General features: G+C 38.8%; 17 protein-coding genes and 3 pseudogenes. All 20 read left to right on the top strand.

Features of this window, described 5'->3' with window-relative positions:
* The 20 genes and pseudogenes from HG567_RS06570 (at position 1) to gap (ending at position 19573) form a co-directional block, all read left to right on the top strand.
* Positions 1–1401 carry an NAD(P)H-hydrate dehydratase gene (locus tag HG567_RS06570; protein ID WP_202139570.1) on the top strand — a complete coding sequence of 467 codons (1401 nt, stop codon included), beginning with the start codon at positions 1–3 and terminating at the stop codon, positions 1399–1401.
* 10 nt (positions 1402–1411) lie between these two features.
* Entirely contained in the window at positions 1412–2878 is a 1467-nt protein-coding gene (locus tag HG567_RS06565; protein WP_202139569.1) for a replicative DNA helicase, read from the top strand.
* Complete coding sequence (locus HG567_RS06560) at positions 2875–4188, top strand: ComEC/Rec2 family competence protein (protein ID WP_202139568.1); 1314 nt, start codon at positions 2875–2877, stop codon at positions 4186–4188. Before HG567_RS06565 ends, HG567_RS06560 begins: the two co-directional genes overlap by 4 nt.
* 70 nt (positions 4189–4258) lie before the next feature.
* Positions 4259–5101: a menaquinone biosynthesis prenyltransferase MqnP gene (gene mqnP / locus HG567_RS06555; protein WP_237392954.1), complete on the top strand. Its 843-nt coding sequence runs from the start codon at positions 4259–4261 to the stop codon at positions 5099–5101.
* Positions 5094–5588 carry a hypothetical protein gene (locus tag HG567_RS06550; RefSeq protein WP_162971963.1) on the top strand — a complete coding sequence of 165 codons (495 nt, stop codon included), beginning with the start codon at positions 5094–5096 and terminating at the stop codon, positions 5586–5588. The genes mqnP and HG567_RS06550 overlap by 8 nt, the downstream gene beginning before the upstream one ends.
* Before the next feature lie 12 nt (positions 5589–5600).
* Positions 5601–6104, top strand: coding sequence for a DUF6115 domain-containing protein (locus tag HG567_RS06545; RefSeq protein WP_202139566.1), 504 nt, complete (start codon positions 5601–5603; stop codon positions 6102–6104).
* Positions 6101–6904: a phosphatidylserine decarboxylase gene (locus HG567_RS06540; RefSeq protein WP_202139565.1), complete on the top strand. Its 804-nt coding sequence runs from the start codon at positions 6101–6103 to the stop codon at positions 6902–6904. The genes HG567_RS06545 and HG567_RS06540 overlap by 4 nt, the downstream gene beginning before the upstream one ends.
* Positions 6894–7904, top strand: coding sequence for a quinolinate synthase NadA (gene nadA / locus HG567_RS06535; RefSeq protein ID WP_202139564.1), 1011 nt, complete (start codon positions 6894–6896; stop codon positions 7902–7904). Before HG567_RS06540 ends, nadA begins: the two co-directional genes overlap by 11 nt.
* On the top strand, positions 7904–8725 hold the full coding sequence (gene nadC / locus HG567_RS06530) for a carboxylating nicotinate-nucleotide diphosphorylase (RefSeq protein ID WP_202163768.1): 822 nt from the start codon (positions 7904–7906) through the stop codon (positions 8723–8725). The genes nadA and nadC overlap by 1 nt, the downstream gene beginning before the upstream one ends.
* A 24-nt stretch (positions 8726–8749) precedes the next feature.
* Complete coding sequence (locus HG567_RS06525; protein WP_237393061.1) at positions 8750–11185, top strand: N-6 DNA methylase; 2436 nt, start codon at positions 8750–8752, stop codon at positions 11183–11185.
* The gene (locus tag HG567_RS07815) at positions 11185–12105 is read left to right on the top strand and encodes a type ISP restriction/modification enzyme (protein ID WP_237393072.1); all 921 of its coding nucleotides are present in this window, start codon (positions 11185–11187) and stop codon (positions 12103–12105) included. The genes HG567_RS06525 and HG567_RS07815 overlap by 1 nt, the downstream gene beginning before the upstream one ends.
* On the top strand, positions 12068–12235 hold the full coding sequence (locus HG567_RS06520; protein ID WP_202163767.1) for a DNA methyltransferase: 168 nt from the start codon (positions 12068–12070) through the stop codon (positions 12233–12235). Before HG567_RS07815 ends, HG567_RS06520 begins: the two co-directional genes overlap by 38 nt.
* Positions 12236–12378: 143 nt before the next feature.
* Positions 12379–13458 (top strand): annotated as a pseudogene (locus HG567_RS06515) (DNA-methyltransferase).
* Positions 13458–14325, top strand: a pseudogene (locus HG567_RS07810) (HpyAIV family type II restriction enzyme). The pseudogenes HG567_RS06515 and HG567_RS07810 overlap by 1 nt, the downstream one beginning before the upstream one ends.
* Positions 14315–14440: pseudogene (locus tag HG567_RS07805) on the top strand (DNA methyltransferase); the annotation flags it as partial. The pseudogenes HG567_RS07810 and HG567_RS07805, both read left to right, overlap by 11 nt.
* Before the next feature lie 110 nt (positions 14441–14550).
* Positions 14551–15915 carry a S41 family peptidase gene (locus HG567_RS06500; protein WP_187931072.1) on the top strand — a complete coding sequence of 455 codons (1365 nt, stop codon included), beginning with the start codon at positions 14551–14553 and terminating at the stop codon, positions 15913–15915.
* A gap of 6 nt (positions 15916–15921) precedes the next feature.
* Positions 15922–17085, top strand: coding sequence for an SH3 domain-containing protein (locus HG567_RS06495; protein WP_202163766.1), 1164 nt, complete (start codon positions 15922–15924; stop codon positions 17083–17085).
* Positions 17072–17794 carry a 1-acyl-sn-glycerol-3-phosphate acyltransferase gene (locus HG567_RS06490; protein ID WP_202163765.1) on the top strand — a complete coding sequence of 241 codons (723 nt, stop codon included), beginning with the start codon at positions 17072–17074 and terminating at the stop codon, positions 17792–17794. The genes HG567_RS06495 and HG567_RS06490 overlap by 14 nt, the downstream gene beginning before the upstream one ends.
* Complete coding sequence (gene ung, locus HG567_RS06485) at positions 17791–18492, top strand: uracil-DNA glycosylase (RefSeq protein ID WP_202139558.1); 702 nt, start codon at positions 17791–17793, stop codon at positions 18490–18492. Before HG567_RS06490 ends, ung begins: the two co-directional genes overlap by 4 nt.
* Positions 18493–18580: 88 nt before the next feature.
* Positions 18581–19573 carry a type I glyceraldehyde-3-phosphate dehydrogenase gene (gene gap, locus HG567_RS06480; protein WP_202139557.1) on the top strand — a complete coding sequence of 331 codons (993 nt, stop codon included), beginning with the start codon at positions 18581–18583 and terminating at the stop codon, positions 19571–19573.
* The last annotated feature ends 3 nt before the right edge of the window (positions 19574–19576 follow it).

Raw genomic sequence — 19576 nt, 5'->3', positions numbered from 1 at the left:
ATGCTTTCAGTGTATGAAAAAGGGAATGCTCTAGACAAAAGGGCGATTGAAGAATTGTTTTTAAGCGAAGACATTTTAATGGAAAACGCCGCTATGGCTTTAGAAAGGGCGGTTTTACAAAACGCTTCTTTAGGCGCTAAAGTCATTATCCTTTGTGGGAGCGGGGATAATGGAGGCGATGGCTATGCTCTAGCCAGGCGTTTAATAGGGCGTTTTGAAGTGCTAGTTTTTGAAATGAAATTAGCCAAAAGCCCCATGTGCCAATTGCAACAAGAAAGGGCTAAAAAAGCAGGGGTAACCATCAAAACATACGAAGAAAACGCCCTTAATCAAAATTTAGAATGCGATGTTTTAGTGGATTGCGTGGTAGGGAGCGCTTTTAAGGGCGGATTAGAGCCGTTTTTAAACTTTGAAAGCCTTTCTCAAAAAGCGCGCTTTAAAATCGCTTGCGACATTCCTAGCGGGATAGATTCTAAAGGCAGGGTGGATAAGGGAGCGTTTAAAGCGGATACGACTATCAGCATGGGCGCTATCAAATCATGCTTATTAAGCGATAGGGCTAAAGACTATGTAGGGGAATTGAAAGTGGGGCATTTGGGGGTTTTTAATCAAATCTATGAGATCCCAACGGACACTTTTTTATTAGAAAAAAGCGATCTCAAACTGCCCTTAAGGGATAAAAAAAACGCTCATAAAGGCGATTACGGGCATGCGCATGTTCTTTTAGGCAAGCATAGTGGGGCGGGGTTATTGAGCGCAATAAGTGCGTTAAGTTTTGGATCTGGGGTGGTGAGCGTTCAAGCGTTAGAATGCGAGATAACTTCCAGTAACAAGCCTTTAGAATTGGTTTTTTGTGAAAATTTCCCTAACCCATTGAGCGCGTTCGCTCTTGGCATGGGGTTAGAGGGTTTCCCAAAGGATTTTAACAAGTGGCTTGAATTAGCCCCATGCGTTTTAGATGCGGGCGTTTTTTATCATAAAGAGATGTTACAAGCTTTAGAAAAAGAAGTCGTTTTAACCCCTCACCCCAAAGAGTTTTTATCGTTATTAAAATTAGTAGGGATCCATATAAGCATGCTAGAATTATTAGATAATAAACTAGAAATCGCAAGGGATTTTTCTCAAAAATACCCCAAGGTGGTTTTGCTTTTAAAAGGGGCTAATACCCTAATCGCTCATCAAGGGCGGGTTTTTATCAACATTTTAGGGAGCGTGGCTTTAGCCAAAGCAGGCAGTGGCGATGTGTTGGCGGGGCTTATTTTAAGCTTGCTTTCTCAACACTACACGCCTTTAGACGCCGCTATTAACGCAAGTTTAGCGCACGCTATAGCGAGTTTAGAATTTAAGAATAATTACGCTTTAACGCCCCTAGATTTGATAGAAAAGATCAAACGATTATAAAAGGATAAAAATGGATCATTTAAAGCATTTGCAGCAATTGCAAAATATGGAAAGGATCGTGCTTTCAGGCATTGTGTTGGCCAATCATAAGATTGAAGAGGTTCATAGCGTTTTAGAGCCTAGCGATTTTTACTACCCGCCTAACGGCTTGTTTTTTGAAATCGCCTTAAAACTGCATGAAGAAAATTGCCCCATTGATGAGAATTTTATCCGCCAAAAAATGCCTAAAGACAAGCAAATCAAAGAAGAAGATCTGGTCGCTATTTTTGCGGCAAGCCCTATAGATAATATTGAAGCCTATGTGGAAGAGATTAAAAACGCTTCCATTAAACGAAAACTTTTTGGCTTGGCTAACACCATTAGAGAGCAAGCCCTAGAAAGCGCGCAAAAATCCAGCGATATTTTAGGCGCTGTGGAGCGAGAAGTCTATGCGTTATTGAATGGCAGCACCATAGAGGGCTTTAGAAGCATTAAAGAAGTGCTTGAAAGCGCAATGGATCTCATCACAGAAAACCAAAGAAAGGGGAGTTTGGAAGTTACTGGCATACCGACTGGCTTTGTCCAATTGGATAATTATACGAGCGGTTTTAATAAGGGGAGTTTAGTCATTATAGGGGCAAGGCCGTCTATGGGTAAAACCAGTTTGATGATGAACATGGTCTTAAGCGCACTCAATGACGATAGGGGGGTAGCGGTTTTTAGTTTGGAAATGTCCGCAGAGCAACTCGCTTTAAGGGCGTTATCGGATCTCACTTCTATTAACATGCATGATTTAGAAAGCGGGAGGCTTGATGATGATCAATGGGAAAATTTAGCCAAATGCTACGATCACCTTTCTTGCAAAAAACTCTTTTTCTACGATAAAAGTTATGTGAGGATAGAACAGATCCGCTTGCAACTGCGAAAGCTTAAATCCCAACACAAGGAATTGGGTATCGCTTTTATTGACTATTTGCAGCTCATGTCAGGGAGCAAAGCTACTAAAGAACGCCATGAACAGATCGCTGAAATTTCAAGGGAGCTTAAAACTTTAGCCAGGGAATTAGAAATCCCTATCATAGCGTTAGTCCAACTCAACCGCAGCCTGGAAAATAGGGACGATAAACGGCCCATTCTTTCTGACATTAAAGACAGCGGAGGGATTGAACAAGACGCTGATATTGTTTTATTTTTATATAGAGGCTATATCTATCAAATGAGGGCTGAAGACAACAAAATAGACAAGCTCAAAAAAGAAGGCAAAGTTGAAGAGGCGCAAGAGTTGCACCTAAAAGTTCATGAAGAAAGGCGTATCCACAAGCAAAATGGCAGTATTGAAGAGGCTGAAATCATTGTGGCTAAAAACAGGAATGGGGCTACAGGAACGGTTTATACGCGCTTTAACGCTCCTTTCACGCGCTATGAAGACATGCCCATAGATTCTCATTTAGAAGAGGGGCAAGAAACTAAAGTGGATTATGATATAGTTACAACTTGAAAGACAAAACTTTTCAGGGGGCGTTTGAACTTCTTACAACCCCCAAAGAATACTTATGGTGTGGGGTTGTTTTAAGCCTTTTGTTAGCGCTCAATCTTTATTTAGAATATTTGAATTACCAAAAGCTTGATTTTTCAAAACCTACAAGCCTGAACGCTCAAATCTTGTTGCAATACCCCAAAACTAAAGATCAAAAAACCTATTTTGTTTTAAAGCTCCAATCAAAGGGCATGATCTTTTATGCCACCATTAAAGAGCCTTTAAAAAACCTCCAATACCGCTACGCGCAATTTTTTGGCAAAATCAAACCTTGCTCGTTTTTGGAGTCTTTAAGATCATGCTTTTTTCAAACTTATTCTTTTTCTTTAACACGGAAACAAGATTTCAAATCGCATTGGCGCGACTTCATTGATAGCACTCATTCAAGCGCTTTAGTAGGGAATTTGTATCGAGCGTTATTTATAGGGGATAGCTTGAATAAAGACTTAAGAGATAGGGCTAACGCGCTAGGGATCAACCACTTATTAGCCATTAGCGGGTTTCATTTAGGGATTTTGAGCGCGAGCGTGTATTTTCTTTTCTCTCTTTTTTATACCCCCTTACAAAAATGCTATTTCCCTTATAGGAACGCTTTTTATGATATAGGGGTTTTGGTGTGGGTTTTTTTGCTAGGGTATTTATTGCTATTAGATTTTTTACCCTCTTTTTTCAGGGCGTTTTTAATGGGCTTGTTAGGGTTTTTGGCATGCTTTTTTGGGGTAAGGCTTTTGAGTTTTAAGCTTTTGATTTTAGCGTGTTGTATCGCTATAGCGTTACTCCCTAAATTGCTTTTTAGCGTGGGGTTTTTGCTTTCTGTTTGTGGGGTGTGGTATATTTTTTTATTCTTAAAACACACTCAAATTTTTTTTAAAACCTCTTCTTTTTTGGCGCGATCTTTTCAAGCCATAAGCTTAAGCGTGTTGGTGTTTTTGAACATGCTCATTATCGCGCATGCCTTTTTCCCTATGTTTTCGCCCTACCAGCTCTTTAGCATTCCTTTAGGCTTGATTTTTATCGTGTTTTTCCCTTTGAGTTTGTTCTTGCATGCGGTGGGTTTAGGGTCTTTGTTGGATCGCCTTTTAAGCATGCCTTTAACAATCCCTACGATTTCGGTTTCTTCGCCTTTATGGCTTTTAGGGGTGCATTTATTTTTAACGATTTTAAGCGCGCGTTTTTTTAAAGTTTATTTAAGCATGAATGTTTTGAGCGCGGGCTTTTTCTTGTATTGTTGCTATCAATATATTATAATGCCTAGCTTAATTGTAGGTTAGAAAAGTCATTTTATTAGGGATCAAATAATTGCTTAAAAAAATCACGCACAAAATCAAAGCTTTAAGCGAATTGGTCGCTTTGGAGCATACGATATTTTCTAGCATGTTTTTACTCATGGCTATGGTCATAAGCTCCTATCAAAAAAATCAAACGCTCTTTTTTGGCTTAGAAACCTTAATCCTTTGTTTTTTAGCCTTATTAGGGGCGAGAAATTTCGCTATGGGGTTTAACCGCTTGGTGGATAGAGACATTGATAGGGATAACCCAAGGACCAAAAACCGCCCGAGCGTGGATGGTAGGATCAGCGTTAAAGGCATGGTGGTTTTTAGCGTTTCAAACGCTCTTTTATTCGTGGTAGTGAGCTATTTCATCAACCCTTTAGCTTTCAAGCTTTCGTTACCTTTTTTAATCATTTTAGGGGGGTATTCGTATTTCAAGCGCTTTTCTTCTTTGGTGCATTTTGTTGTGGGTTTGGCTTTGGGTTTGGCCCCCATTGCGGGAAGCGTGGCGGTTTTAGGAGCGATCCCTTTATGGAATGTCTTTTTGGCTTTAGGGGTGATGCTATGGGTGGCTGGGTTTGATTTGCTCTATTCTTTACAGGATATGGAGTTTGATAAAGAGAGAGGCTTGTTTTCCATTCCTAGTAAATTAGGGGAAAAATGGTGTTTGAACCTTTCAAGGCTCTCACACCTTGTAGCGCTGATCTGCTGGTTTTTTTTTGTGAAATACTATCATGGGGGGCTTTTTGCGTATTTAGGCTTAGGGGTTTCAGCCTTGATTTTACTCTATGAGCAGATCTTAGTGGCCAGAGATTATAAAAACATTCCTAAAGCCTTTTTTGTGAGTAATGGCTATTTGGGGGTGGTGTTTTTTATTTTTATCGTCCTTGATGTGGGGTTTAAGCATGCATGAGTTGGTTTTAAGATCCCAAGCTTTAGGGTTTGAAACGCGCTTAGTCCAATGCGATTTATCGTTCTCTTATGAAAGGTTCATCTCTAAAACTAAACGCTCTTTAGCGGTGTTAGAAGAATTTGATTGGTTAAATTCTGGCTTTGATTTTTCACGCTTGAACGTTGAAAATGACACTCTGGAATTACTCAAAGCGCTGTATTTTAAATTAGAAAAATTAGAGAGCCTGCTTTTAAAAGAAAATTTGCTTGAATTGGAGCAAAATAACCGCATCATCGCTTTAGGGCATGGGCTTATTTGCTTAAAAAAACAAAGCTTGATAGCGCCTCAAACTTACTATGGGCGTTGTGTGTTAGAGGGGAAAATCCTAGCCTTTTTTGGCGTGGCTAGGGATAAAGATTTTTTAGAAATCACTCGCATGCACGCCTTAGACATTAAGCGTTATGATTCTTTCATTGTCTATAGCGAAAGGAAAGGCTTGAAATTATGAACGGGAGCAATCATGTTATCTTCTAATGATTTGTTTATGGTCGTTTTAGGGGCGATTTTATTGGTGTTGGTGTGCTTGGTGGGGTATTTGTATCTTAAAGAAAAAGAGTTTTACCATAAAATGAGGCGTTTAGAAAAAACCTTAGATGAATCCTATCAAGAAAATTATATCTATTCTAAGCGCTTGAAAGAATTAGAGGGGCGTTTGGAAAGCCTTTCTTTAGAAAAGAGCACTAAAGAGGACAGCTCATTAAAAACGACTCTTTCACACCTTTATAACCAGTTGCAAGAAATCCAAAAATCCATGGATAAAGAGCGCGATTATTTAGAAGAAAAAATCATTATTTTAGAAAACAAATTCAAAGACATGGGGCATTATGCCGCTAGCGATGGAATCAACGAAAAACAGGTTTTGAAAATGTATCAAGAAGGCTATAGCGTGGATTCTATTTCTAAAGAATTTAAAGTGAGTAAGGGCGAGGTGGAGTTTGTATTGAACATGGCAGGGTTAAAATGATAGCTTTAAGCAACGCTCTTTCAAGACTTTTTGGCTCTGTCGCTGGCTATGAATTCCCTTCTTTTATCCAAAAAGGCATCAACGCCCTTTATGTTAAGATCTTTAAAATTGATTTGAGCGAGTTTGAGCCTTTAGAAAACTATAAGAGTTTGAACGCTCTTTTCACGCGCTCCTTAAAAAAAGAACGACCCTTTGACAAAGCCCCTAACGCATGCATTGCGCCTTGCGATGCTTTGATCACTGAATGCGCTTTTTTAGACAACGATAGCGCTTTACAAATTAAAGGCATGCCCTATAAAGCGCATGAATTAGTGGGCGAAATCAACCCTTTAAGCCCTTCTTTTTTCTATGTGAATTTTTACCTTTCTCCCAAAGATTACCACCACTACCACGCCCCTTGCGATTTAGAAATTTTAGAGGCTCGTTGCTTTGCGGGGAAATTACTGCCGGTCAATAAGCCTTCATTACACAAAAACAAAAATCTGTTTGTGGGCAATGAAAGAGTGGCGCTGGTTGCAAAAGACATTCAAGGCAATAGGCTGTATTTTGTAGCGGTGGGAGCGTTAAATGTGGGTAAAATGCGTTTCAATTTTGATAAGAATATCCAAACTAACGCTAAAGTCCGTTTCACGCAAACCTACTCTTATAACCCCCCCATTAAGGTTAAAAAGGGGGATAATTTAGGGAATTTTGAAATGGGCTCTACTATCGTTTTATTCATTCAAAACACCGCTTTTAAAGATTTGAAAGAAAAAAGCGTGAAGTTTGGGGAAAGTATAGGGGAATTTCATGCCAACTGATAACGATTTAAAAACTTCTATTCTGGAATTGTTGCACGATTTAGACGCGCTTTTAGTGGCTCATTTTTACCAAAAAGATGAGATTGTAGAGTTAGCCCATTATACAGGCGATAGCTTGGAATTAGCTAAAATCGCAAGCCAAAGCGATAAAAACCTCATCGTGTTTTGCGGGGTGCATTTTATGGGTGAGAGCGTGAAAGCCCTAGCCTTTGACAAACAAGTGATCATGCCCAAACTCTCATGCTGTTCTATGGCAAGAATGATTGATAGCCATTACTACGATAGAAGCGTTCATTTATTGAAAGAATACGGCGTTAAAGAATTTTACCCTATCACTTATATCAATTCTAACGCTGAAGTGAAAGCCAAAGTCGCTAAAGATAACGGCGTGGTCTGCACGAGCAGGAACGCTTCTAAAATCTTTAATCATGCCCTAAAACAAAATAAAAAAATCTTTTTTCTACCGGATAAATGCTTGGGGGAAAATCTGGCCCTAGAAAATGGCTTAAAAAGCGCGATTTTAGGCGTAAATAGCCCAGAAGAAATCAAAAACGCTGATGTGGTTTGTTATAACGGCTTTTGTTCGGTGCATCAGCTTTTCAAGTTAGAAGACATTGAATTTTACCGCCAAAAATACCCAGATATTTTAATCGCTGTCCATCCAGAGTGTGAGCCTAGCGTAGTTTCTAACGCTGATTTTAGCGGATCAACGAGTCAAATCATAGAATTTGTAGAAAAGTTAAGCCCCGATCAAAAAGTCGCCATAGGCACTGAAAGCCATTTAGTCAACCGCTTGAAAGCCAAGCGCCACCACCAAAACACTTTCATTCTTTCTAGCACGCTCGCCCTTTGCCCCACCATGAATGAAACGACTTTAAAGGATTTGTTTGAAGTCTTAAAGGCTTACAAAAACCACAGGGCTTACAATGCGATTGAATTAAAAGATGAGGTGGCGCGTTTGGCCAAACTCGCTTTAACTAAAATGATGGAGTTGTCCTAATGGAGATAAAAACCTTTTTAGAACGCGCTTTAAAAGAAGATTTAGGGCATGGGGATTTGTTTGAAAGGGTGTTAGAAAAGGATTTTAAAGCCACGGCTTTTGTTAGGGCTAAACAAGAGGGCGTGTTTTCAGGCGAAAAATACGCTTTAGAGTTGCTTCAAATGACCGGCATTGAATGCACTCAAACCATTAAAGATAAAGAACGCTTCAAGCCTAAAGACACTTTAATGGAGATTAAGGGGGATTTTAGCATGCTTTTAAAGATTGAGCGCACCCTTTTAAACCTTTTGCAACACAGCAGCGGGATCGCCACTTTAACGAGCCGTTTTGTAGAAGCTTTAAATTCTCACAAGGTGCGTTTGTTGGACACACGAAAAACAAGACCCCTTTTAAGGATTTTTGAAAAATATTCCGTGCTTAATGGGGGAGCGAGCAACCACCGCTTAGGGCTAGATGACGCTTTAATGCTTAAAGACACGCATTTAAAGCATGTGAAAGATTTAAAAAGCTTTTTAACGCATGCCAGAAAAAACTTGCCTTTCACGGCTAAAATTGAAATTGAATGCGAGAGCTTTGAAGAGGCTAAAAACGCCATGAATGCGGGAGCGGATATTGTGATGTGCGATAATTTGAGCGTTTTAGAGACTAAAGAAATTGCCGCTTACAGAGATGTGCATTATCCCTTTGTTTTATTGGAAGCGAGCGGGAACATCTCGCTAGAGAGCATCAACGCTTACGCCAAAAGCGGCGTGGATGCCATTAGCGTAGGGGCTTTAATCCATCAAGCCACTTTCATTGACATGCACATGAAAATGGCTTAAAAACTTTAAAAAGGGGTTATTGGCATGCTAAAAGAATATTTAGAAAGCATTAAAGATCTGACGCCTGAAAAGAATGAACTCACGCACCGCCCTTCTTTATACAACTTGCTTGATGGTTTAAAAAAGAATTTTAATAAAGAATTTAAGATTGAACATGAGCCTAAAAAAGACAAACAAGGGGGTCAGCCTGATTTTCGCATCTCTTATCAAGGGCTTAACATCGGCTATATAGAAAATAAAAGGGTAGGGACCGATCTTAGAAAGATTGTAGAAAGCGAAAAAAACAAACAAATCCTTAAATATTTAGAATTAAACCCTAACCTCATGCTCACCGATTACCTTAATTTCATGTGGGTAGGGAAAGATGAAAATAACGCCCCTTTAATCAAAAAAGAAATCTCTGTCGCTAGCCTTGATGAGCTCCCTAAACCCCCAAAACCCAAACCGCAAACCGAGCGCGATTTAATTGAATTGTTCAAAAGCTTTTTCAACCACGAAGCAGCCCCTATCACTAACGCTAAAGATTTCGCAACGCATTTAAGCCCGCGCACCAGGTATTTAAAAGACGCTTTAATCAAATACCAAGAAAAAACGCAAGTTTCTAGCATTTTTAATAATTTTAAAGAATATCTTTATGAAGAATTGAGCTTTGAAGACTTTAGCGATGCGCTCGCTCAAACGCTCACCTACAGCCTTTTTCTAGCCAAGCTCAACCACCCTTTTGAAAAAATTAATTTGGATAATGTGAGGAGTTCCATCCCTAAAAATTTCGCTGTGATCAGAGAAATGGCGGATTTTTTAAAGAAACTTGATGGGATTAAAGAAATCCAATGGCTTTTAAATGAAATTTTAAACTTGATCAATCATGTTGATATGGATTCCATCATTAAAGATTTGAATGACAATAAAGACCCTTATTTGCACTTTTATGAAACCTTTTTAAGCGCTTATGACCCTAAATTGCGAGAGAGTAAGGGCGTGTATTACACCCCAGATTCTGTGGTGAAATTCATCATTAACGCTTTGGATAGTTTGCTTAAAATGCATTTCAAAGACGCTCCCTTAGGCTTAAAAAGCGCTTTGGATAACGAAAATATCAAGCTCTTAGATTTTGCCACCGGCACGGGCACTTTTTTATTAGAAGCGTTCAGAAAAGCGCTAGAAATGAGGAAAACAAGCGATGGAGGCATCTCCACTAAAGAGGACAAATACCAAAACCTCTTAAAGCAATTTTATGGGTTTGAATATTTGATCGCTCCTTATGCGATCGCTCATTTGAATCTCAGCCAAGCCTTTAAGGAGGAATTTAAAAAACCTCTCAAAGAAAACGATGCGCTTAAAATCATTTTAACTAACACCCTCATACAGCCTAGTGAGATCGCCGCTTATCGTGGGCTAAACCCGATTTTTGAAACAGAGCTTTTAAACGCTCAAGAAATTAAAAAAGATGAAAATATCCTTATCATCACCGGTAATCCCCCCTATAGTGGGGCGAGCAGTAATGAGGGTTTGTTTGAATGGGAAGTGAAAGCCACTTACAACATAGAGCCTGAATTTCAAACCATAGAAATTGAAAAAAAGGTTAAACTCACCGATAAAATCAAAACGCTTTTAAAAAACATTCAAGCCCAAAAGCAAAGCGGCAGCAAAAACGCCCTAAACGAACTTAAAAAACTCTATTCCAAATACAAACTACAAAATGAGCAAAACTCTAAATGGATCTTAGACGATTATGTGAAATTCATGCGTTTCGCTCAAAACAAGATCGAATCTTTAGGGCATGGCCTTTTTGGCTTTATCTCTAATAACGCCTTTTTAGACAACCCTACTTTTAGAGGGTTAAGGCGCTCTCTTTTAGAATGCTACGATGAGCTTTATATCTTAAACTTGCATGGAAATGTGAGGAAAAAGGAGAAAACCCCACAAGGCGCAAAAGATAAAAATGTTTTCAATATCAAACAAGGCGTGTCCATTAACCTCTTTGTTAAAAACCCGCAAATAACAAAGCAAAAAATCCACTATTATGATGTTTATGGCGAAAGAGCTGAAAAATACGCCTTTTTAGCCCAAAATGATTTGAATAGCATTGAGTGGCTTGAGCTTAACCCAAGAAAGCCTTTTTACTTGCTGTTGCCTTTAGAAACGCGCTTGTTAGATGAATATGAACAAGGGTTTAGCGTTAAAGATATGTTTCAAATCTCAAGTGTGGGGATTGCTACAGGAAAAGATAGAATTTTTATTTCCAACAACACTGAAAGCTTAAAAGAGCAAGTCTTAAAATATTGTAATGAATTTAATGAACAATACATCAAGGACATTCACTATCGTCCTTTTGATATACGCAAAGTTTATTACGACACCAAAAAGCTAGAAAGAGCAAGGGAAAATACATTTAAGCACATGTTACCCCCCCAACAAACCCTAAAACACCCAATCAAACGCGCAAAAATGTCGCGCTAATTACTTCTCGCAGATTTTGTCAATCGCAAAAAAGCGGCGTAGGATTTGTTAGTAATAAAATTTCAGATTTGCGCACTTGGACATGTCCAGGAATGGAGGGAGGCGATTATGTGAATCCACTATACCATAACCCCAACTACACCGAAAATTTTACGCCAGAGTTTAGAAGCTTCATAGACAAGCATTATAACCACTCTTTTGAGCCGCTAGAGGTTTTAGGCTATATCTATGCGTTATTGTATTCCCCAAATTACCGCAAGCGTTATGAAGACTTTCTCAAAGCCGATTACCCTAAAATCCTTTTCACAAACAATAAAGATTTGTTTAGGGCTTTAAGCCTTTTAGGGATTGAATTGATCGGCTTGCATGTCTTAAATAAAGAAAGCCTGAATCACAGCTTTGAAAAATTAAAAGACGCTACCATAGGCGAATCCTGCTACAAAGAAGCGCATGATCGCATCATCAAAAAACCTCTTCATAACGAGCCAGAACAACGCCTTTATATCAACCACAGCGCTTATTTTAGGGGGGTGAGTCAAGAAATTTATGATTATAGAATAGGGGGGTATGGCGTTTTAGACAAATATTTAAAAAGCCACAAAAACGAGCCTTGTAACTTTGATCATGTAACCCGTATCATTAAAGTCATCGCGCGCACGATTGAAATCCAAAAGACGCTTGGATTTTTGACGAGCGATTTGCCTCATTTAAAAGGGAATGACAGCAAAGCGTTAATGCAAGAAATCTTGCAAAATCCACCCCCCCCCCCCCCATTTAATACCAATATCGCCCTTATCTTATCGCGCCAAGCCAAAGCCAGCCTTGGCTTTGATAGCGCATTCATCAGCAAAGAAGCAAGCGATTTCAACATCTCTTTCGGAGGTGGAGGAACAGCCTTCCCTTTATTCTGCTTTATTTAATCTCGCTCTCATTTGCGATAGAGGCTCTAAAGTAAGCCCCATTTCTAATGTTTTTGTAACGAACATGCTTTGCGATTTGCATGTGAATGGATCGGGGAGTTATGCGTTTTTGTTGTATCGTTTAAAATAGGTGGGGATAGATAGCTTCTATCATTTGATGCATTTGCATTTGATGCATTTGATGAGAACAAAGCTAAAGATTAAACATTAAGATAGCCTTAAAACGCTTGTGTTAAAATGGCTAGAGTAGCAGATATAAAAGGTTAGTTAATCATGGATTTTTTAAAAGAAAACTTAAACACTATCATAGAGGGGGATTGTTTAGAAAAATTAAAAGATTTTCCTAACAGAAGCGTTGATTTTATCTTTGCTGACCCCCCTTATTTTATGTAAACAGAGGGGGAATTGAAGCGTTTTGAAGGCACAAAATTTCAAGGCGTTGAGGATCATTGGGATAAATTTGGCTCTTTTAAGGAATACGATACCTTTTGTTTGGGTTGGCTAAGAGAGTGCCAAAGGATTTTAAAAGATAATGGCAGTATTTGTGTGATAGGGAGTTTTCAAAATATTTTTAGAATTGGTTTTCATTTGCAAAATTTAGGGTTTTGGATACTCAACGATATTATTTGGCACAAGAGTAATCCGGTGCCTAATTTTGCTGGCAAGAGACTATGCAACGCCCATGAAACGCTTATTTGGTGCGCTAAACACAAAAACAGCAAAGTTACCTTTAATTATAAAACAATGAAGTATCTCAATAACGACAAACAAGAAAAATCGGTTTGGCAAATCCCTATTTGCATGGGTAACGAAAGACTAAAAGACGTGCAAGGTAAAAAAGTGCATTCCACGCAAAAACCAGAAGCGCTTTTAAAAAAAATCATTTTAAGCGCGACTAAACCTAAAGATATTGTTTTAGATCCCTTTTTTGGCACAGGCACAACAGGGGCTGTGGCTAAATCTATGAACAGGTATTTTATTGGCATTGAAAAAGATTCTTTTTATATCAAAGAAGCAACAAAACGCCTTAATAGCGCTAGGGATAAAAGCGATTTTATCACTAATTTAGATTTAGAAACTAAACCCCCAAAAATCCCTATGAGTCTTTTAATTTCTAAACAATTATTAAAAATCGGGGATTTTTTATACTCATCTAACAAAGAAAAAATTTGTCAAGTTTTAGAAAACGGACAAGTGAGGGATAATGAAAATTATGAAACTTCTATCCATAAAATGAGCGCTAAATATTTGAATAAAACCAACCATAATGGCTGGAAATTTTTTTATGCGTATTACCAAAATCAATTTTTATTGCTAGATGAATTGCGTTATATCTGCCAAAAGGACTCTTAATGGACTATCAAACCTTTAACGAGATTTTTAATCGTTTTGTTTTTGGAACATCTAAAGCAAAATTACTTGAAAATATTGCTGAAAATCCTGAACGCTATTTGGGGATTTTTAGACCCACTAAGCCTAAAACAAAACTATTACAAAATTTATTGACTTCCCCATGAGATTAAGTTTGGCGATGCGTTTGAATACTTAATAGAACAATACTTAAAAGAGCATAACTTTTCACCTTTATCTAAAAAAATCCCTTATTACATAAGGATAAAGAAAAAAGGGAATCTTTAGAATTGGATCAGTTGGCTAAAAAAGATAACACCTATTATTTTATAGAACAAAAAATGCGAGACGACCATGACAGCGCCAAAAAGAGAGGGCAAATAGATAACTTTGAAAGAAAATTAGAGGCTTTAATCCATCGTTATGGCGAAAACATTCAAGGCTATTTTTATTTTATAGATGAGGGTTTGAATAAAAATCAAAATTATTATAAAGAAGAATTGCAAAAATTATCTGTTGATTATGGCGTGCCTTTGAGCTTGTGTTATGGTAAGGAGTTGTTTGAAAATCTTAATATCTTGCAAGTTTGGGATGAGGTTTTAAACCATTTAGCGGCGTGAAATTTTACCGGATTTGCCTAGTTTGAATCTTGATGAAAATCTTTTAGAGAGCTTTAAAGAAATCAAAGATTTAGCACCAAGCGTTTATAGAAAACTTTTGGATAATGATGAAATTTTCAATCTTGTGTTAATTTTATTCCCAGAACAAAAAGTTTTAAAAATGTTAGTAGAGAATTTTAGACAACAAAATAAAACAATCTATCAGCAATTAGCGTCAAAGTTAGAAGAAAAGTTATTGTCTTTGCGATAGAGGCTCTAAAGTAAGCCCCATTTCTAATGTTTTTGTAACGGGCATGCTTTGCGATTTGCATGTGAATGGATCGGGGAGTTATGCGTTTTTGTTGTATCGTTTAGGCTCAAAATGAGTGAATGAATGGGCATGTTATCTAAATTTTAGATAGAATAAACGCAAAAAATTGAATAAAACCTTAAAGGTGATTCTTTCTAATCTCAAAAATGGGTGGTGCTATTAACAATGACAAAACGACTTTTTAAAGGGTTGTTAGCGATTTCTCTTGCGGTGAGTTTGCATGGTGGTGAAGTTAAGGAAAAAAAGCCGGTCAAGCCGGTTAAAGAAGATCCGCAAGAATTAGCGGCTAAAAGGGTGGAAGCGTTCAGTCGTTTCTCTAATGTGGTTTCAGAAATTGAAAAAAAGTATGTGGATAAAATCAGTATTTCTGAGATCATGACTAAAGCGATTGAAGGCTTGCTCTCTAATTTGGACGCGCATTCAGCGTATTTGAATGAAAAGAAGTTTAAGGAATTTCAAGCCCAAACCGAGGGCGAATTTGGGGGGCTTGGGATCACGGTGGGCATGCGCGATGGCGTTTTGACCGTGATCGCTCCTTTAGAAGGCACTCCAGCTTACAAGGCTGGGGTTAAGTCAGGCGATAACATTTTAAAAATCAACAACGAAAGCACGCTGAGCATGAGCATTGATGATGCGATCAATCTCATGCGCGGCAAGCCAAAGACCCCTATTCAGATCACCGTTGTAAGAAAAAACGAGCCAAAACCCTTGGTGTTTAACATCATTAGAGACATCATTAAACTCCCCTCTGTCTATGTGAAAAAGATTAAAGAAACCCCTTATCTGTATGTGAGAGTGAGTGGTTTTGACAAGAATGTTACCAAATCGGTTTTAGAAGGCTTAAAAGCTAACCCTAAGGCTAAGGGGATCGTGTTGGATTTAAGGGGGAATCCTGGAGGGTTGTTAAACCAAGCGGTGGGCTTGTCTAACCTCTTCATTAAAGAGGGGGTTTTAGTCTCTCAAAAAGGCAAAAATAAAGAAGAAAATTTAGAATACAAGGCTAACGGCAGAGCCCCTTATACCAATTTGCCTATTGCGGTGTTAGTCAATGGCGGTTCAGCGAGCGCGAGCGAGATCGTAGCAGGAGCGTTGCAAGATCACAAACGGGCCGTGATTATCGGTGAAAAAACCTTTGGTAAGGGAAGCGTGCAAATGCTGCTCCCTGTCAATAAGGACGAAGCCATTAAAATCACGACCGCACGCTACTATTTGCCGAGCGGGCGCACCATTCAAGCTAAGGGGATCACGCCTGATATTGTGATTTATCCGGGTAAAGCACCAGAAAATGAAAATAAATTCAGCTTGAAAGAAGCGGATTTAAAACACCATTTAGAGCAAGAGCTTAAAAAACTTGACGATAAAACTCCTAATTCCAAAGAGGCGGATAAAGACAAGAAAAGCGAAGAGGAAAAAGAGGTTACCCCTAAAATGATCAACGATGATATTCAGCTAAAAACCGCTATTGACAGCTTGAAAACCTGGTCTATCGTAGATGAGAAAATGGATGAAAAAGCGCCTAAAAAGAAATAAAAACTCATGGGGTTTTTATTTGAAAAATCGTTAATGAGTTTTTGCGCTCATTCAATCAAAACCCTTAAAATCATCAGTTTGATTTTAAGCTTTTTGGCAGGCTTTTTGGTTGCCGAGAACGCTAATGAGCCAGAAGAAATCAAGGCTAAAGTGGTTTATGTGAAAATCCCCCAATTAGAAGATTTAGAAAACAACCCGGTTTATATCGGTCAAATTATAGGCGTAACTTATGATCTATTGCTGTTTGACGCTGAGTTTTTGGAAGCCAAAATCAAAGACGGGTTGGATAAAACCCAAATTGAGCTTTTAAATAAGATGCCCAAATGGAAAAAGGTGGAAAAAGAGCTTTTCAGAGCGACTTATTATTACAAGATTAAGGGCATAAAAGCGATTATTCCGTCCTTAGAAGTGAGCGCGTTTTCCAATAAAGACAAATACATCGATCATTCCATAGCCCCCAAAGTTGCTTTGCAGGTAACGGATTTGTCCAAAAACCCTCGTTATGCGAATGTCATGGCCAAAGATTTACAGGTTGTGCAATACAAAACCAAAGATTATGACGATAAAAACAATATTTTGGTGATGGAAATAGCGTTCAAAGAAGCCACTTGGGAAGATTTTCACATCAAAGAAGCGATCAAACAGGGGTTTGATAACGCCTCTTTAAACCAGATCAAGGCTAAAGAAGGGAGCGTTTTTTATTATTGCGTGTTGCCTAAAACCCTTCAAAACCTTTCTTTTGATTATTTTTCGCTTTCAAATAAGCAATTTAAAACCTTATCTTTTTCAACCATTCCCACTCAAGACACTACCGGTATTCAAAGCGATCTCATCCCTAAAAACAATTTTTTAGTCTTTTCTAACGTGGCGTTGCTCGCTTTGTGCGTGTTTTTCTTGGTGCTGTTTTTCATTTTTGGGCGCAAACTCATTTTTTTAGGGCTTGGGATTTTGTGCTTAGGGTTTGTTTTGTATCACCTTTTATTCACGCAAAAATCAGCCCTATTGCTCGCTCATAAAAAAATCCGCATTCTGCCCACGCAAAATTCCACCATTTTGGGGCTTTCTAAAAATGAAATGCCGATTAAAATCTTAGGCTCGCATGATGATTATTATAAAATCCTAACGCCGCATGAACAAATAGGATGGGTCAAAAAAGATGAAGTCAAATAAAAAGTCCAATCGTTTAAGAGCGATTTATAGGGCTTTAGTGATCGCTATAGGCTTAGCCGTTATCATTGTTTTCAATTATTTTAACCGCAAAAACAATAACGCCCGCTCCAGCCGTAGGGCTTGTTCGTGCTTTTTTTCCCTTACCGGGGTTACTTTAGAAAAAATAGGCGCTTTTGATACGAACGCTAAACTCATTGTCTTAAACCACCAAAGCTTACTAGACATCATTTACTTAGAAGCCTACCACCCCAGTAATATTTGCTGGATCGCTAAAAAAGAGCTGGGCGAAATCCCCTTTTATGGGCATGCCTTAACGGATACGGGAATGATTTTAATTGACAGAGAGGATAAAAAGGGGATTGTGAGCCTTTTGAAAGCGTGTAAAGAAAAGCTAGAGCAAAACCGCCCTTTAGTGATTTTCCCTGAAGGCACTAGAGGCAAAGGAGGAGAAAAATTCCTCCCTTTCAAGCAAGGGGCTAAAATCATCGCCGAAAAATTCCAGCTCAAAATCCAGCCCATGGTGTTAATCAATTCCATTAAAATTTTTAATTCCAAACCCCTAGAAGCCTATAAAGCCCGCACCCGTTTAGTCATGCTAGAAAGCTATACGCCCAATTTTAGCTCGCCCACTTGGTATGAAGAATTAGAAGAACGCATGCAAAAAGAGTATTTAAAACACTACCATGAATTAAACCCTAGCGAACAATGAAACTTTTTGACTGCGCTCCTTTAAGTTTGGCTTGGCGGGAGTTTTTGCAAAGCGAATTTAAAAAGCCTTATTTTTTAGAAATAGAAAAACGCTATTTAGAAGCCCTAAAAAGCCCTAAAACCATTTTCCCTAAAAGCTCTAATCTGTTTTATGCGCTCAATCTAACACCCCCTAGTGCGGTTAAAATCATCCTTTTAGGGCAAGACCCCTACCATTCCACCTACCTAAAAAATCAGCAAGAATTGCCTGTGGCGATGGGTTTAAGCTTTAGCGTGGAAAAAAACGCCCCCATCCCCCCAAGCTTAAAAAATATTTTTAAAGAATTGCATGCGAATTTAGGCGTGCCTGTGCCTTGTTGCGGGGATTTGAGCGCATGGGCTAAAAGGGGTATGCTGTTGTTGAATGCCATTTTAAGCGTGGAAAAAAACCAGGCCGCTTCGCACAAACGCATCGGCTGGGAAGCTTTTAGCGATCAAATATTGATGCGCCTTTTTAAAACGACCGCTCCTTTAATCGTGGTGTTATTAGGGAAAGTCGCCCAAAAAAAGATCGCTCTAATCCCCAAAAACAAGCACATCATCATCACCGCCCCTCACCCTAGCCCCTTATCTAGGGGGTTTTTAGGGAGTGGGGTTTTTACAAGCATCCAAAACGCCCACAGAGAGGTTTATCATAAGGATTTTGATTTTAGTTTATGATTGATGCTTAATGAGACAGAACCCCTTAAGAATGCCTTTATTTAAGAGCATTTGTGATAAAATGGTGGTTTTTAAATAAAGGGAAAACATGCCAATTAGAATCGCTATCAATGGGACCGGGCGCATCGGTTTGTGCGCTATAAGAGTTGCTAGTCAAAGAAAAGATGTAGAAATCGTTGCTATCAATTCTACCGCTGAAACAGAAACTCTTTTGCATTTGATACGCCATGACAGCGTGCATGGGCATTTTGAAGCCAAATTAAACGCTGATAGAACCCTAAATATCGGGCATAGTAAAAACATTTTAGTGTTGAGCGAGCGAGACATTAACAAGCTTGATTTTTCTGTCGCTAACGCAGAAATCATCATAGAATGCACCGGGAAATTCAATTCCTTAGAGGCTTCAAGCACTCATCTTAAAAACAGCGTGAAAAAAGTCATCATCTCCGCTCCCGCACAAAATACACCCACCTTTGTCTATGGGGTGAATCATAAGAATTACCATAACGAAAGCGTGATTTCTAACGCTTCTTGCACGACTAATGCTAGCACTCCTTTATTGAAAATCTTAGATGAAGCCTTTAAAGTAGAAAACGCGCTTTTAACCACCATTCACAGCTACACCAACGATCAAAACCTTTTAGACACCAAGCACAAAGACATCCGCCGCGCCAGAGCGGCCGGCCTTAACCTCATCCCCACAAGCACCGGCGTGAGCAAAGCCATTTCGCTAGTCTTACCGCATTTAGGCCCTAAGATCACAGGCCTTGCTATTAGAGTGCCTACCCCCAATGTGAGCCTAGTGGATCTGTCTTTAAGCTTTAAAAAATCCGTGAGTAAAGCGAGCGTTCAGCATGCGCTTAAAGACGCTTGCAAGCATGCCTTTAAAGGGATTGTGAGCATTGATGAAGAAAGGCTTGTTTCAAGCGATTTTATTTCTTCGCCTTTTAGCGCGATTGTGATTGATGATCAAATCATGACAATAGGCGAAAAAAATGCTAAAGTATTGGCATGGTATGATAATGAAATGGGTTATAGCGAGCGCTTGATAGACATGGCGCAATATATAGCACAAAATTAAAAG

Source organism: Helicobacter pylori, assembly GCF_016755635.1.
GTDB lineage: Bacteria > Campylobacterota > Campylobacteria > Campylobacterales > Helicobacteraceae > Helicobacter > Helicobacter pylori_CQ.
The sequence above is the reverse complement of the archived record's forward strand: the minus strand, read 5'-3'. Positions and strand labels throughout refer to the sequence as shown.

Coding starts and splice junctions, on each gene's coding strand:
- HG567_RS06570 (WP_202139570.1), top strand. CDS start 1: ATGCTTTCAGTGTATGAAAAAGGGAATGCTCTAGACAAAAGGGCGATT.
- nadA (WP_202139564.1), top strand. CDS start 6,894: ATGCCAACTGATAACGATTTAAAAACTTCTATTCTGGAATTGTTGCAC.
- ung (WP_202139558.1), top strand. CDS start 17,791: ATGAAACTTTTTGACTGCGCTCCTTTAAGTTTGGCTTGGCGGGAGTTT.
- HG567_RS06495 (WP_202163766.1), top strand. CDS start 15,922: ATGGGGTTTTTATTTGAAAAATCGTTAATGAGTTTTTGCGCTCATTCA.
- HG567_RS06545 (WP_202139566.1), top strand. CDS start 5,601: ATGTTATCTTCTAATGATTTGTTTATGGTCGTTTTAGGGGCGATTTTA.
- HG567_RS06490 (WP_202163765.1), top strand. CDS start 17,072: ATGAAGTCAAATAAAAAGTCCAATCGTTTAAGAGCGATTTATAGGGCT.
- nadC (WP_202163768.1), top strand. CDS start 7,904: ATGGAGATAAAAACCTTTTTAGAACGCGCTTTAAAAGAAGATTTAGGG.
- HG567_RS06565 (WP_202139569.1), top strand. CDS start 1,412: ATGGATCATTTAAAGCATTTGCAGCAATTGCAAAATATGGAAAGGATC.
- HG567_RS06550 (WP_162971963.1), top strand. CDS start 5,094: ATGCATGAGTTGGTTTTAAGATCCCAAGCTTTAGGGTTTGAAACGCGC.
- HG567_RS06525 (WP_237393061.1), top strand. CDS start 8,750: ATGCTAAAAGAATATTTAGAAAGCATTAAAGATCTGACGCCTGAAAAG.
- gap (WP_202139557.1), top strand. CDS start 18,581: ATGCCAATTAGAATCGCTATCAATGGGACCGGGCGCATCGGTTTGTGC.
- HG567_RS06500 (WP_187931072.1), top strand. CDS start 14,551: ATGACAAAACGACTTTTTAAAGGGTTGTTAGCGATTTCTCTTGCGGTG.
- HG567_RS06540 (WP_202139565.1), top strand. CDS start 6,101: ATGATAGCTTTAAGCAACGCTCTTTCAAGACTTTTTGGCTCTGTCGCT.